Genomic DNA, 14,668 nt, shown 5'->3' with positions numbered 1-14,668 from the left:
ACCCCCCCCCCCGCCCCCCTCCCCCCCCCCCCTCCCCCCGCCCCCCCCCCCCCCCCCCCCCCCCCCCCCCCATTTATACAAAGAGAAGACGACATACAAGAAGATCAGGTGACAGGAGTTCAAACGAGTGCTCTTCGGATCAGGGGCGGCCGCCGGAGCCGCAGGCCGGCGGCTATGCCGCGCCGGCTCCGGCGGCCGCGCCGCAAGCGCCGGTTCGCCGAGGGGACGCCGCGTACGCGCCAAGCGGCCTCGAGCCGCAGGCGGCTGAAGAAGCGGCCGGCGCGAACGCCGCGGCAGATGCATCCGCGGCTGCCTCGTCCTCCGCGGCCGCCGCTCCGGAACGGCCCGCCGTTCAAGGGGCGCCGGCCTTTCCGGAACTGTACTGGATCGGCCAGCTGCACGGCACGTATATCGTCGCGCAGAACGAAGAAGGCCTGTTCCTGATCGATCAGCACGCGGCGCACGAACGCATCAACTACGAATATTATTTGGCTAAATTCGGCCGTCCGGAGCAGGCGAGCCAGCAGCTGCTCGTGCCCCTCACGCTGGAATTCACGGCGGCCGAGGCGGCATCCCTGCAGGCGAAGCTGCCGCTGCTGCAGGAAGCGGGCGTGGAGCTGGAGCCGTTCGGCGCCAACACGTTCCTCGTCCGCGCCTACCCGGAATGGCTGCCGGCCGGCGAGGAAGGGGACGTCATCGGGGAGATGGCGGATTGGCTGCTGCAGGAGCGCGGCGCCGTCGACATCGGCAAGCTGCGCGAGAAGTCGGCGATCATGTGCTCGTGCAAGGCGTCGATCAAGGCCAACGACCGGCTGACCCGCGAGGAAGGCGAAGGGCTGCTCCGCCGTCTCGCGGCGTGCGCGCAGCCGTATACCTGCCCCCACGGCCGCCCGATCGTCGTCCATATGACGACGTACCAGCTCGAGAAAATGTTCAAGCGGGTGATGTCATGATCGTCACGACGCCGCAGAAGCCCACGCCCGAGCAGACCGAATACGCGCGGGGGCTCGCGGAGGAGCTCGGGGCCAGGTTCGTCCCCCGGAAGCAGGATTCGCTGCTGCTGCTGAAGGCCAAGCACGAGGACGTCCGCCTGCTTGTTGCGGACGACCGCGGACTGCGCTATTATGAGGATTCGGAGGCCCCCCTGTATTTTCATCCCAGCATGGCGTACGTCCGCGTCAAGCGGATGCGCAAGGGCGAGGGGGATCCGCTGATCGCGGTCACGGGCTGCCAGCCCGGCGATACGGTCGTCGACTGCACCGCCGGACTCGGGTCCGATTCGATCGTGTTCGCGTACGCCGTCGGCCCGGAAGGGTCGGTTACCGCCCTCGAGAGCGAGCGGGTGCTGTACACGGTGGTTCGCGAAGGGCTGCGCACGTACCGGACGCAGCACGAGGACGTGAACGAGGCGCTGCGCCGGATCGCGATGCGCTTGACCGACCATCTCGATTATTTGAAGCGTCTGCCCGACAAGAGCGTCGACATCGTCTATTTCGACCCGATGTTCCGCCAGCCGGTGCACGACTCGTCGGCGCTGTCGCCGCTGCGGGCGCTGGCGAACGGCGCGGCGCTCGGCGAAGCGTCGATCCGGGAGGCGCTGCGCGTCGCCCGCAAATGCGTCGCGCTCAAGGAGCACGCCGACAGCGGCGAATTCGAACGGCTCGGCTTCGAAAGCCGGCACCGCAACAAAATCGCTTACGGAGTGATCATCAAGGCATGAATCCAGTAACCGAACCGTCCGCGAAACCGAAGCTGCTCGCGCTGATCGGACCGACCGCCGTCGGCAAGACGCGGCTCAGTCTCGACATCGCCAAAGCGTGGAACGCGGAAATCATCTCGGGCGATTCCATACAAGTGTACCGGGGCATGGATATCGGCACGGCCAAAATCAAACCGGAGGAGCGGGAGGGCGTCCCGCATCACATGATCGACATCTGCGATCCGGCGCACCCGTTCTCCGTGGCGGAGTTCCAGGAGCGCTGCGCGGCGCTGATCCCGGAGATCCAAAGCCGCGGCAAGCTGCCGTTCATCGTCGGCGGGACGGGCCTGTACGTGGAGTCCGTCGCGTACGGCTACGGCTTCGCCGACGTCGGCTCCGATAACGCGTTCCGCGAGGAAATGGCGCGGTACGCGCTCGCGAACGGCGCCGGGGCGCTTCACGCCAAGCTGCGCGCCGTCGATCCGCAAGCCGCGGAGCGGCTGCATCCGAACGACCAAAGGCGCGTCATCCGCGCCCTGGAAGTTCACCGCCTGACGGGCACGACCTTCTCCGAGCAGCAGGCGGGACAGAAAAAGACGTCTCCCTTCGAACTCTGTATCGTCGGTTTGACGATGGACCGGGCGGAGCTGTACGCCCGCATCAACGAGCGGGTGGAGCTGATGCTGGCGGAAGGGCTGGTCGACGAAGTCCGCGGCCTGCTCGAGCGGGGCGTGCCGGAGGGCGCCGTCTCCATGCACGGCTTGGGCTATAAAGAGATCGTGCCGTACCTGCAGGGGCATCTCTCGCTGGACCAAACGGTCGAGCTGCTGAAGCGCGACACGCGGCATTTCGCCAAGCGGCAGCTGTCCTGGTTCAGGCATATGCCTGACATTAATTGGATCGACGCAGGTGAAAATTTTAACAAGAATTTGCAAGCGATTCATGCTATAATAGCAGGAAAGTTTAGGATGGAACCCGAATATAATGTTAATCAACCTTTTGACGATGGGGGTAACGCGCAATGAACAAATCTATCAACATTCAGGATACGTTCCTGAATCAACTTCGCAAAGACAGCGTGCCGGTAACCGTGTATCTGACGAACGGTTTCCAGATCCGCGGTGTCATCAAGGCATTCGACAACTTCACGATCGTCATTGACAGCGAAGGCCGCCAACAGATGGTGTACAAGCACGCGATCTCGACGTTTACCCCGCAGCGCAACGTATCGCTCATGCAGGTTCAGGACAACGAAGCGTAAGCAACCCGGCGGGCATGTTTTGAAACCTTTTCGCGACATGCATCGTTTAATTGGATATCGGCACGAAAGAGCAGCCTTGCGTCCGTGCGAGGCTGCTTTTCCGTTTGCAGGGATTGCCTGTTTCGGGGCGTTCGTTGCCGTTTACACATATAGGGTATAACTAGAGAGAAAAGGCTTTCGAATTGGAGGGGACCTCGTCTTATGGCAGAAGGACCGCGAAGCAGGAACGGCAAGACCGAGAAAAAAGCGAAACCGAAAAAGAAGCGCAGCCGGCGCAAGCTCGCCGTCTGGCTGTTTTTCACGGCGGCCATCGCCGTCGTATGCGGCATCATCGGGTATATGCTCATCATATTGAACGGGGAACGCATCCTCGCCGACAATCAAGATAAATTCGAGCTGCCGGAAGCGTCGACGATTTACGACAACGCCGGCAAGGAAGTCGTCAAGCTGGGCGCGAACCGCGAGAACGTGGAATTCGCCGAAATTCCCGAGCTGATGCGCGACGCCGTCATCGCGACGGAGGACCAGCGCTTCGAGAAGCACTCCGGCATCGACCTCTGGTCGATCGGGCGCGCGCTCGTGAAGGACGTCGTCGCGCGCAGCGCCGTCGAAGGCGGAAGCACGATCACGCAGCAGCTGGCCAAAAACCTGTTCCTGACCCAGGACAAAACGTTCTTCCGGAAAGCGACGGAGGCGTCCATCGCCGTCGCGATCGAGCACAAGATGACCAAGGACGAAATCATCACGATGTACCTGAACCGGATCTATTTCGGCAAAGGCGCGTACGGGGTGCAAGCCGCGGCGCAGACGTATTTCAACGCCGACGTGAAAGACCTGAAGCTGTGGCAGATCGCGACGCTCGCGGCCATTCCGAAGGCGCCGTCGACGTACAACCCGATCAACAACCCTGACAATTCGAAGGAGCGCCGCGCCGTCGTGCTTACGCTCATGGCGGATCAGGGCTACATCACGAAGGCCGAGATGGAGGAAGCCAAGGCGGTCGATTACAAGCCGGTGCAGCGCGACGAATCGGACGATACCCCGACGTACCAGGCGTTCGTCGACTACGTCATCGACGAAGCGGAGAAGGTCGGCGGCATTACCGAGGAAGAGCTGCGCATCAAGGGCTACAAGATTTACACGACGTTGAACACGCAGGCGCAGTCGGCCATGGAGAAGGAATTCGAGGACGACGATAATTTCGAGAAGAGCGTGGACGAACAGAAGGAGCAGGCCGCGATGATCATCGTCGATCACCGGAGCGGCGAGATCCAAGGCCTCGTCGGCGGACGCGATTACGTGAACAAAGGCTTGAACCGGGTGCTGGTGCCCCGTCAGCCGGGCTCGTCGTTCAAGCCGATCACGGTCTACGGCCCCGCCATCGAGACGGGCGACTGGTTCCCGTGGTCGACGCTGCAGGACGTGAAAACCTGCTACGGCTCTTATTGCCCGTCCGACTCCAACAAAGTGAAATACCTCGGTGCGATCCCGATGCGCCAATCCATCAAGGAGTCGCGCAACGCGTCGGCCGTTTGGCTGCTGAACCAAATCGGCGTCGGCAAAGGGCTCGCTTTCGCCAAGAAGCTCGGCTTCGAGCTGGACGCCGAGAAGGACCGCAATTTGGCCATCGGCCTGGGCGGCTTGACGTACGGAGTGACGCCGTTCCAGATGGCGAAGGCGTACAGCGCGTTCGCGAACGGCGGCAAGAGCGTCGACCCGCACGCGCTGATCAAGATTACCGATCAGGAAGACGAGCCGATTTACACGTACAACGCGCCGAGCGCCGCTCAGGTCATGAAGCCGGCCACGGCCGCGTACATGACGGACGTCCTGCAGGCGGTGCTCGAGAAAGGCGGCACCGGCGTGAACGCCCGCCTCGACCGTCCGGTAGCCGGCAAGACGGGCACGACGCAGAACGGGATTCCCGGTCTCAGCAACGGCTATAACCGCGACGCCTGGTTCGCGGGCTACACGCCCGAATGGACAGCCGTCGTCTGGATGGGGTATGATCGTACCGATAAGAATCACATGATCAAGAAAAGCAGCGAGCAGTCCGCCGCCATGTTCGGCAAGGTCATGGACGAGGCGATGAAGGGCGTGCCGAAAGGCAGCTTCACGAAACCGGCCGAAGAACACGAAGAGAAGCCGCCGGTCGGGATCGCGAACTTCAGCGCCGTCTACAACGACCAGAAGGCCGCCGTGCAGCTGGCGTGGTCGCCCGTGGAAGGTCAAGGCATGACGTACCGGATTTACCGCAAGGCAACGGGCGAGGCGGAGTTTACGCGGCTGATGGATTCGCTCACCGCGACGGGCGTGGACGATATGGCCATCGCGCCCGGCCTGAGCTACGAATATTACGTGGCGGCGTTCGATCCGTCCACGAACATGGAAGGCACGCCTTCGGCAGCCGCGAAGGTGGATGTTCCGGCCGCCGAGCTTCCGCCGGGAGAGCCGGACAATCCCGATACGGGCACGCCGGGCAACGGCGGCGACGACGGGCAAACGCCGGATAACGGCGGCCAGACGCCGGATAACGGCGGCCAGACGCCGGATAACGGCGGCCAAACGCCGGATAACGGCGACCAGACGCCGGGCAACGGCGGCCAAACGCCGGACAACGGCGGCCAAACGCCGGATAACGGCGGCCAAACGCCGGGAAACGGCGGCCAGACGCCGGGCGACGGCGGCCAGACGCCGGGCGACGGCGGTCAAACGCCGGCCAACGGCGGTGAGACGCCGGATAACGGCGGTCAAACGCCGGGCAACGGCGGCCAGACCCCGGTTAACGGCGGCCAGACGCCTGCCGACGGCACAACGACTCCGCCGGCAGGCGACGTCAAGACGAAAAGCGTTACCCCCGGCGGCGCGAATTCCGGCACGGACGGCGGTTCGGGCGGCAACGGCACGGACGTTCCGCTCCTGACGACGCACTGAACCGGGCGGCGTACCGGTTAGTACGAACACAACGAATGCGATTGCGGAGGTTAAGACGAAGATGACGATGAAGAATCGGACGGCGCTTACGGTCGTCCTGTCCGCGATGCTGCTTGTAGCGTCCGCGTGCGGCACTAAACCCGACGATACGGCAACCAATAACCAAACCAATCCGGGCACGCAGACCGAAACGACGGCCGGCGGCGGATCGAACGGCGGCAATGGGAACGGCGGAGGCAATTCCGGCGCCTCGAACGCCGCGACCGGCCAATCGAAGCAGTGGTCCGAGAAGCCGAAGATGGCGATCGACGCGGCCAAATCGTATAGCGCCGCCTTCAGCACGAACAAAGGCGATTTCACGATCGAGCTGTACGCGAAGGACGCGCCGGAGACGGTCAACAACTTCGTGTTCCTGTCCAAAGAGAAATTTTACGACGGCGTGAAGTTTCACCGGATCATCCAAAGCTTCATGATCCAAAGCGGCGACCCGACCGGTACCGGCGCCGGGGGCCCGGGCTACACGATTCCGGACGAGCTGAACAAGGGCTACAAGTACGAGGAAGGCGTCATCGCGATGGCGAACACCGGCCAGCCGGATTCCGGCGGCAGCCAGTTCTTCATCTGCACCGGTGCGGACGCGGCGAACTTGAACAGCATGCCGAACTACACCATCTTCGGCAAAGTATCGTCGGGAATGGATGTCGTGAAAGCGATCGCGGCGACGCCGGTGACCGCGAATCCGGCGACGGGCGAGGAGAGCGCGCCGACCGAGGACGTCACGATCCAATCGATTTCGATTTCGGAGAAATAAGCTTGGCCAAGGGGAGAACGGCAGCGCGCCGTTCTCTCTTTTCGTTGGGCGGACGAGGCGGGGCTTGGTTTATTTTCCGGGGTTGCTGGAGATGGACGTTAAGTTGTGGTAATCTTTTTTTAAAGATACCGAGGTTATGATGGCCTGCGTTCCGTTTATCTTTCTGGGGATGTGACTTGCATCTAGCTGCAGCCGTTTCATTTCGACGAGGGACATCGTCCTGCCGCTTGGTTTACGTTCCGCGCAGCGAATGAAGCGAGATCCTAACGGAAAGGTCGTTCCGTATGAAGCGAAAATTTTCTGACCGGGCCAACTGGCGCCGCATCCTGCGCAGAAGCTATACGTGCCTGAACATGGACGGGGATGAGTTCAAGGGCCTGGTAACCTTTTACCGGATCCATGAATTGCGCGAGCCGTTGTGGAAAGAATACAACGGACGTAAATTATGCCTTGCCGACCGCGGATATTTGTGGATGCAGCACTTCCCCCGCGGCGAACACTTTGTCGTCACGACGATGTTCGACGATAAGAACCGCGTCGTTCAATGGTATATCGATATTTGCAAGACGCAGGGGCTGACCGATCAGCAGGTGCCGTGGTTCGACGATCTGTACCTGGACGTCGTCGTGCTGCCGAGCGGGGAGGTCTTCCTGCTGGACGAAGACGAGCTCGAGGAAGCCGTGTCGCAAGGGGCGGTCACGAACAAGGACGCCGCGCTCGCCCGCAAGACGGCCGGACGGCTGCTGTCGACGATTCGGAACGGACGGTTCCGATATTTCACGCTTAGCCTGAAGCACCGCAAGACGCTGGCGCAGAGCGGGGAGCTCAGCGAGTCGTGAAAGCGGCCGCCGTCAAGCGCCCGGCCAAGCGCGGCTCCCGCAGAAAATTCCGTCCGTTCGTCCTCTTTCTGCGGATCTGCGCTTGGGTCGCGGCGATCGGCGCCTTCTGGTGCGCCTATCTGCTCTGGGTCATCTCCGGGTACGAGCTGCCCAAGCCGGTCCCGAAAGCGGACGCCGCGATCGTCCTCGGCGCGTCGCTTTGGTCCGATCGGCCAAGCCCCGGGTTGCAGGAGCGGCTCGATTACGCTTTCGAATTGTACAAGCAGGGGCTGTTCGGCCATTTCATACTGTCCGGCGGCCTCGACCATAACGGCTCCACGTTGACCGAAGCGGAGGGCATGCGAAATTATTTGACGGCCAAGGGCGTCCCGGCCGCGGCCATGGTACTCGAGAACGACGCCCGGAGCACGTACGAGAACCTGTTGTTCAGCAAGCCGCTCGCCGCAAAGCGGGGATGGAAGCGGCTGCTGGTCGTCACCCACGATTTCCATGCGCCGCGAGCCAAGGAAATCGCGGAATACTTGGACTATCCGGCGTCGAACACCACGGTGCTCGGCCGAAAATCGAAGGTGCTGAGCGTCGCGTACAACGACTCCCGCGAGGTGCTGGCGTTCACCAAGTGGAAGGTCGACGAGCAGCTGATGCGGCTCGGCCTCCGCCTGCCGGATTCCTTCTGAAGCATGCTCCCGGGCTCGGCTGAAATCTGTTAATATGCCTGCCATCGCTAGAATACAATGGATTAGATGCCAACGATCCAGTGAAGGATAGGTGATGGAGCAGACATGGACGATCGAGTCGTAACTTCCGGCGGCGGCGGCAACGGGCGGCCCGCCCGCCAAATCAATGTAGTCCTTCGCGGCAGCGAGCCGTTTGCAACTACGGGCAGCTCGCCTCCGCAGCTGGAGAGCGAACAGGCGCCGGCGGCAAGGCCGCTGACGCCCGGCGATCCGTTCCTCGACATTCAACGCGAGCTCGATCCCATGGTCGGTCTGGAGAACGTCAAGACGCTGATATATGAGATCTACGCGCTGCTGCAGATCAGCCGGATGCGTTCCGACGCCGGTCTGTCGGGCGGCTCGCATGTGTACCATATGATTTTCACGGGCAATCCCGGCACGGGCAAGACGACCATCGCGCGCATCGTCGCGAAGCTGTTTCAGAAGATGGGCGTGCTGACCAAGGGCCATATGATCGAGGTGGAGCGGGCGGACCTCGTCGGCGAATACATCGGCCATACCGCGCAGAAAACGCGAGATCTCGTGCGCAAGGCGCTCGGGGGCGTCCTCTTTGTGGACGAAGCGTACAGCCTGGCGCGCGGCGGCGAGAAGGATTTCGGCAAGGAAGCGATCGATACGCTCGTGAAGGCGATGGAGGATTACCGCAACCAATTCGTGCTGATTCTGGCCGGCTATCCGCTGGAAATCGAACATTTCCTGATGACGAATCCCGGGCTGCCGTCGCGCTTCCCCATCCAGATCGAGTTCCCCGATTATTCGATCGACCAGCTGATTCAGATCGCCGAGCTGATGGCCAGGAACCGCGATTATGCGCTGATGCCGCAGTCGGTCTTCAAGCTGCGCCAGCATCTGATGCAGGAGAAGGCGATGTCCCTGTTCGCCTTCAGCAACGCGCGCTACGTGCGAAATATTATCGAGAAGGCGTTTCGGCATCAAGCCGTCCGTTTAATGACGCAATATCCGACCGGCTCGCCGGGCAAGCAGGAGCTTATGTCCGTGCGGCCCGAGGATCTGAAGTGGGAGAAATGACAGACAGCGAACGAATAAGGAGCGATAGACGACACCGATGCGGCCAACGACATACGATACGGATACGGACGCGAGGGAGCGGGCGGTTCTCGTCAGCCTCGTCACGCCGGATATCAAGCGGGGCTCCGGCGATCCGGAGCTTTCGCTGCGCGAGCTGGTCAGCCTCGCCGAGACGGCGGGCGTCGAAGTGCTGACGTCCCTGACGCAGAACAAGGAGAAGGTCGACACGAAGTGGTTCATCGGCAAGGGCAAGGTCGAGGAGCTGCGCGCGGCCGCGGAAGAGCTCGGCGCCACGACGGCGATCTTCGATCAGGAGCTCTCCGGCGCCCAGGTGCGCAACCTGGAAGAAGCGCTGGACTTGAAAATCATCGACCGAACGCAGCTTATCCTCGACATCTTCGCCCAGCGCGCCAAGACGCGGGAGGGCATCATTCAGGTCGAGCTGGCGCAGCTGAGCTATCTGCTGCCGCGGCTGTCGGGCCACGGCAAGAACCTTTCCCGGCTCGGCGGGGGCATCGGGACGCGCGGTCCCGGCGAATCGAAGCTCGAGACCGACCGCCGGCACATTCGCGGCCGGATCACGGATCTGAAGCATACGCTCGAGGAAGTCGTCCGGCACCGCAATCTGCACCGCGAACGCCGGCGCAAATCCGGCGTCCAGCAGGTCGCGCTCGTCGGCTACACGAACGCCGGGAAGTCGACGCTGCTGCGGGAGCTGACGCAGGCGGACGTCTACGTGGAGAACCAGCTGTTCGCGACGCTCGATCCGACGTCGCGCAGCTGGAAGCTGCCGAGCGGCAAGGAAGTCGTGCTGACGGACACCGTCGGGTTCATCCAGAACCTGCCCCACGACCTGATCGCGGCTTTCCGCGCGACGCTGGAAGAGGTGCTCGAAGCGGACCTCGTCCTGCATGTCGTCGACAGCGCCTCGGATATGCGCGAGGAGCAGATGGAGGTCGTGCAGCGCATCCTGGGCGAGCTCGGCGCTGCCGGCAAGCCACAGGTGACGGTGTACAACAAGATCGACCTCGTCGGCGCGAACGGCCCGCAGCTCGTGCCGGCGAACGGACCGGATACGCTCGCGGTCAGCGCCTTCAATCCGGACGATCTGGAGCGGCTGCGCCAAACGGTGCAGGACAAGCTGACGGGGGATACCCGGACGTTCGCGCTGCCCGCGGACCGGGGCGATCTGATCGCTTTGGCCTATCGGTCGGGCGAGGTGCTCGAACAGACCGTCGACGGCGAGACGATGCTGATGACGATACAATTGAACAGGCAGGATTACGAGCTGCACGGGCACAAGCTCGACGGCTACGTGCGGCAACCATAAGCAACCATAAGCATGCGTGCATGAGGAGAGACTGGAATCGTGAGACAGCAAGGAAACCATTGGCAGTCGTTGACGATGTGGGCGGAGGCTGCGGAGCAGCAGGCCGCCCCTGTTTTTCGTTCGCTCGACGGCATCGCCGAACGCAATCAGTGGAAGGTCATCGATGCGTTCCAGAAGCATCGGGTAAGCGACTTTCATTTTAACGGCTCGACAGGTTATGGCTACAACGACCGCGGCCGGGAAGTGCTCGATCTGGTCTACGCGGACGTGATGGGCGCCGAGGCGGCGCTCGTCCGGCCGCACTTCGTGTCCGGGACCCATACGATCAGCTGCGCGCTGTTCGGGCTGCTTCGTCCAGGGGACGAGCTGCTCTATATCACCGGCCGGCCGTACGATACGCTCCACAAAGTGATCGGCAAGCCGGGCGACGGCAAAGGCTCGCTGCAGGACTTCGGCATCGGATACGGGGAAGTCGCGCCGCTGCCCGACGGTTCGATCGATTGGGAAGCCGTCGCGGCCCGCGTCACGGAGCGCACGCGCGTCATCGGCATCCAGCGCTCGCGCGGCTACGATTGGCGCGCGTCGTATACGGTCGCGCAGATCGGCGAGATGGTCGCGCGCGCGAAAGCGCTGAAACCCGACGTCTACGTGTTCGTAGACAACTGCTACGGGGAGTTCACGGAGGAGCTCGAACCGACGCAGGTCGGCGTCGACCTCATGGCCGGCTCGCTGATCAAGAATCCGGGCGGCGGCCTCGCCCCGACCGGCGGATACGTGGCCGGCAGCCGGGAAGCGGTCGAGCTGACGGCCTACCGGCTGACGGCGCCGGGCATCGGCGGCGAAGTAGGCGCGACGCTCGGCACGCTGCGCGCGATGTTCCAGGGCTTGTTCCTCGCGCCGCATCTGGTGGGACAAGCGCTCAAGGGCAGCGTGTTCGGAGCGGCGATGTTCGAGCTGCTCGGCTTCGAGAGCAATCCGCGCTTCGACGCGCCGCGCACCGATCTGATCCAGGCGATCCGCTTCAAGGAGGCGGACCAGCTGATCGCGTTCGTCCAGGGCGTGCAGCGCGCGTCGGCGGTCGACGCCCACGTCGTGCCCGAGCCGTGGGACATGCCCGGCTATGAGCATCCCGTCATCATGGCGGCGGGCACGTTCATGCAGGGCGGCAGCTTGGAGCTGTCGGCGGACGCGCCGATCCGCGAACCGTACATCGCCTACATGCAAGGCGGGCTTACCTACGCCCATGTCAAATACGGGGTTCTGAATGCGTTATCGCTGCTTGCCGAACGAGAGTTGATTGTAATTAAACCTCACACTAAACCTCACACAACTTGACACGTTTTTGGCATGGCGGTACAATGAGAGCATATATCAGATACTGGAAGGTTGATGCGACATGGGTGACGAAATTCGCAGGAATATGGCGCTCTTTCCGATCGGCATCGTGATGAAGCTGACCGACTTGACCGCCAGGCAGATCCGGTACTACGAGCAGCACGAGCTGATCGTACCCGCTCGTACCTCCGGCAATCAGCGTCTGTTCTCGTTCAATGACGTTGAACGGCTGCTGGAAATCAAATCGCTGATCGAAAAAGGCGTCAATATCGCCGGCATCAAGCAAGTCATGAATCCGGTCTCCAAGGAATCGGAGGACGCCACGGTCGTCAGCGAGCTGTCGGAAGTGAAACGGCGCGAGCTGTCCGACGCGCAGCTTCACCGCATGCTGAAGCAGCAGCTGCTGGAGAAGAGACCCGGCAAGGCGTCTTTGATCCAAGGCCAGCTGTCCCGTTTTTACAACAAAAAGTAACGCCGTACGACGCCGCAAGATTCGCAACACCACTATGACAGAGGAGCTGATCCCGTGAGCTACACGAAAGATGACATCCGACGCATCGCCCAGGAACAAAACGTCCGTTTTATCCGCCTTCAGTTCACCGACTTGCTCGGCACGATCAAGAACGTCGAAATTCCGGTGAGCCAGCTGGAAAAGGCTTTGGACAACAAAATGATGTTCGACGGCTCGTCCATCGAGGGCTATGTGCGCATCGAGGAATCCGACATGTACCTGTACCCGGACCTGGACACGTGGGTGGTCTTCCCGTGGGTAGCCGAGGACCGCATCGCCCGTCTGATCTGCGACGTATACATGCCTGACGGCACGCCGTTCGCCGGCGATCCGCGCGGCATTTTGAAGCGCGTGCTGAAAGAGGCGGAGGAGCTCGGCTTCACGTCCATGAACGTCGGTCCGGAACCGGAATTCTTCCTGTTCAAGACGGACGCGAACGGCAATCCGACGACCGAATTGAACGACCAAGGCGGCTACTTCGACTTGGCGCCGATGGACCTCGGCGAGAACTGCCGACGCGAGATCGTGCTGACGCTCGAAGAGATGGGCTTCGAAATCGAAGCGTCCCACCACGAAGTGGCGCCGGGCCAGCACGAGATCGATTTCAAATACGCGGACGCGATCAAAGCGGCCGACCAAATCCAAACGTTCAAGCTCGTCGTCAAGACGATCGCCCGCCAGCACGGCCTGCACGCGTCGTTCATGCCGAAACCGCTGTTCGGCGTCAACGGCTCCGGCATGCACTGTCACCAGTCGCTGTTCCGCGGCAACGAGAACGCGTTCTACGAAGAGAGCGATAAGCTCGGCCTGAGCCAGACGGCGCGCTATTACATGGCCGGCGTACTGCGCCACGCCCGCGCGTTCGCTGCGATCACGAACCCGACGGTCAACTCGTACAAGCGTCTCGTGCCGGGCTACGAAGCCCCGTGCTACGTGGCCTGGTCCGCGAGTAACCGCAGTCCGATGATCCGCATCCCTGCTTCCCGCGGCATCAGTACGCGCATCGAAGTACGCAACCCGGACCCGGCGGCCAACCCGTATCTCGCGCTCGCCGTCATGCTGAAGGCCGGACTCGACGGCATCCGCAACAAGCTGCCGCTGCCCGCGCCGACGGACCGCAACATCTACGTCATGACCGACGAAGAGCGGATCGACGAAGGCATTCCGAGCTTGCCGGACGACCTGAAGGAAGCGTTGACGGAGCTGCTCCGCAGCGAAGTCATCATCGACGCGCTGGGCGACCACGCGCTGGCGCACTTCTACGAGCTGAAAGAAATCGAGTGGGACATGTACCGTACGCAAGTCCACGAGTGGGAAAGAGACCAGTACCTGTCGCTGTACTAAGCTTCTCGCGAAGCAGCCGCGAACCCCTTGGCGCTTAAGGCGCCGAGGGGTTTTTGTCGTTCGGGGCATGAGGGAGACGGGAAAAAGCATAAGGCGATCGGGGGAAGACGGCTCGGCAGCCGGGAGGTCCGAACACGGCCGATCCGCACTTGTACGTTCACGGCCGCATAGTATGCCCTATCCGAGTACGACGAAAGGGGGTGGCACCGATGGCCGGGAATACGAAGACGAACGGCGGCGCGTTTAAGCTGAGCGGCTCGACGCTCTCCCGCGTGGCTGCCATCATGGTTCCCTTCTATACGAAAATCGCGACGAACCGCCTCTTCGCGCTGCGATGGTCGAAGGCGGTGCGGCAGGGCGATCTAGACACGCTGCTTCGGATGTTTAAGTCGGTGACGACGTTCACGAAACGGGACGGGTTCTCGACGAACGCGATCGGGTATTTCGTCGATTTCGGGTTCCCGGATCCGATCGTCCAGTATACGAACGGCACGACGATCCCGCCGGGTTCGACGCAATTCACGTTCTCGACGCCGATCCACCAAGCGATCGCGCGGGCCGTGCTGCCGTTCTACCGGGCGCTTGCCCGCTCGAGAGCTTATGCGTCCGCCGTCGCGGCGGCGATCAACGGCAATCGGCCGGCGACGGTTCGCTGCCTTGTTCGACGGAAGGTGACGACCGCGGCGCTGAAGTCGGTGCGGATCCGCTTCTCCGGCGTTCAGCTGAACTTCAAGTACCGCAGCAGCAAATTCACGTATCGCAACCTATTGTTCCGGGAAATCGGAGGTTAGATGACATCCGCCGCGAATCCCGAGGCAGAAGCAACGCATAAAAAGGG

The 14,668-nt window shown here is 62.3% G+C and carries 14 protein-coding genes; all 14 read left to right on the top strand.

Annotated elements, in window-relative coordinates; all coding sequences use genetic code 11:
• Positions 1-953, top strand: a 953-nt coding sequence (locus I8J29_RS17790) for a DNA mismatch repair MutL family protein (RefSeq protein WP_476703911.1), incomplete at its 5' end; no start/stop codon positions are given.
• Positions 950-1,720: a class I SAM-dependent methyltransferase gene (locus tag I8J29_RS17785; protein WP_208848864.1), complete on the top strand. Its 771-nt coding sequence runs from the start codon at positions 950-952 to the stop codon at positions 1,718-1,720. The genes I8J29_RS17790 and I8J29_RS17785, both read left to right, overlap by 4 nt.
• Complete coding sequence (miaA, locus tag I8J29_RS17780) at positions 1,717-2,724, top strand: tRNA (adenosine(37)-N6)-dimethylallyltransferase MiaA (RefSeq protein ID WP_208848863.1); 1,008 nt, start codon at positions 1,717-1,719, stop codon at positions 2,722-2,724. The genes I8J29_RS17785 and miaA overlap by 4 nt, the downstream gene beginning before the upstream one ends.
• A complete protein-coding gene (gene hfq / locus I8J29_RS17775; protein WP_090635997.1) occupies positions 2,721-2,960 on the top strand; it encodes an RNA chaperone Hfq in 240 nt (79 codons plus the stop codon). The genes miaA and hfq overlap by 4 nt, the downstream gene beginning before the upstream one ends.
• A 201-nt stretch (positions 2,961-3,161) precedes the next feature.
• Positions 3,162-5,894 (top strand): PBP1A family penicillin-binding protein, encoded by a 2,733-nt coding sequence (locus I8J29_RS17770; protein ID WP_208848862.1) that lies wholly within the window; start codon positions 3,162-3,164, stop codon positions 5,892-5,894.
• A 61-nt stretch (positions 5,895-5,955) separates the two neighbouring features.
• Positions 5,956-6,705, top strand: coding sequence for a peptidylprolyl isomerase (locus I8J29_RS17765; RefSeq protein WP_240546277.1), 750 nt, complete (start codon positions 5,956-5,958; stop codon positions 6,703-6,705).
• Between the two features lie 284 nt (positions 6,706-6,989).
• Positions 6,990-7,544, top strand: a complete 555-nt coding sequence (locus I8J29_RS17760; RefSeq protein ID WP_090636001.1) for a ribonuclease FAU-1 family protein — start codon at positions 6,990-6,992, stop codon at positions 7,542-7,544.
• On the top strand, positions 7,541-8,221 hold the full coding sequence (locus I8J29_RS17755) for a YdcF family protein (RefSeq protein WP_208848861.1): 681 nt from the start codon (positions 7,541-7,543) through the stop codon (positions 8,219-8,221). Before I8J29_RS17760 ends, I8J29_RS17755 begins: the two co-directional genes overlap by 4 nt.
• Before the next feature lie 105 nt (positions 8,222-8,326).
• Entirely contained in the window at positions 8,327-9,310 is a 984-nt protein-coding gene (locus I8J29_RS17750; RefSeq protein WP_208848860.1) for an AAA family ATPase, read from the top strand.
• 37 nt (positions 9,311-9,347) lie between these two features.
• The gene (gene hflX / locus I8J29_RS17745) at positions 9,348-10,640 is read left to right on the top strand and encodes a GTPase HflX (RefSeq protein WP_208848859.1); all 1,293 of its coding nucleotides are present in this window, start codon (positions 9,348-9,350) and stop codon (positions 10,638-10,640) included.
• 75 nt (positions 10,641-10,715) lie between these two features.
• Positions 10,716-11,975, top strand: a complete 1,260-nt coding sequence (locus I8J29_RS17740) for a methionine gamma-lyase family protein (protein WP_208848872.1) — start codon at positions 10,716-10,718, stop codon at positions 11,973-11,975.
• 61 nt (positions 11,976-12,036) lie between these two features.
• Positions 12,037-12,447: a MerR family transcriptional regulator gene (locus I8J29_RS17735; protein ID WP_090636006.1), complete on the top strand. Its 411-nt coding sequence runs from the start codon at positions 12,037-12,039 to the stop codon at positions 12,445-12,447.
• A gap of 54 nt (positions 12,448-12,501) precedes the next feature.
• Positions 12,502-13,830 (top strand): type I glutamate--ammonia ligase, encoded by a 1,329-nt coding sequence (gene glnA / locus I8J29_RS17730; RefSeq protein WP_208848858.1) that lies wholly within the window; start codon positions 12,502-12,504, stop codon positions 13,828-13,830.
• A 209-nt stretch (positions 13,831-14,039) separates the two neighbouring features.
• On the top strand, positions 14,040-14,621 hold the full coding sequence (locus I8J29_RS17725; RefSeq protein WP_208848857.1) for a hypothetical protein: 582 nt from the start codon (positions 14,040-14,042) through the stop codon (positions 14,619-14,621).
• Positions 14,622-14,668 lie beyond the last annotated feature (47 nt).

The organism is Paenibacillus artemisiicola, from assembly GCF_017652985.1.
Lineage (GTDB): Bacteria > Bacillota > Bacilli > Paenibacillales > Paenibacillaceae > Paenibacillus_Z > Paenibacillus_Z artemisiicola.
Note: the sequence above shows the minus strand (reverse complement) of the source record. Positions and strands in the feature narration are given on the sequence as shown.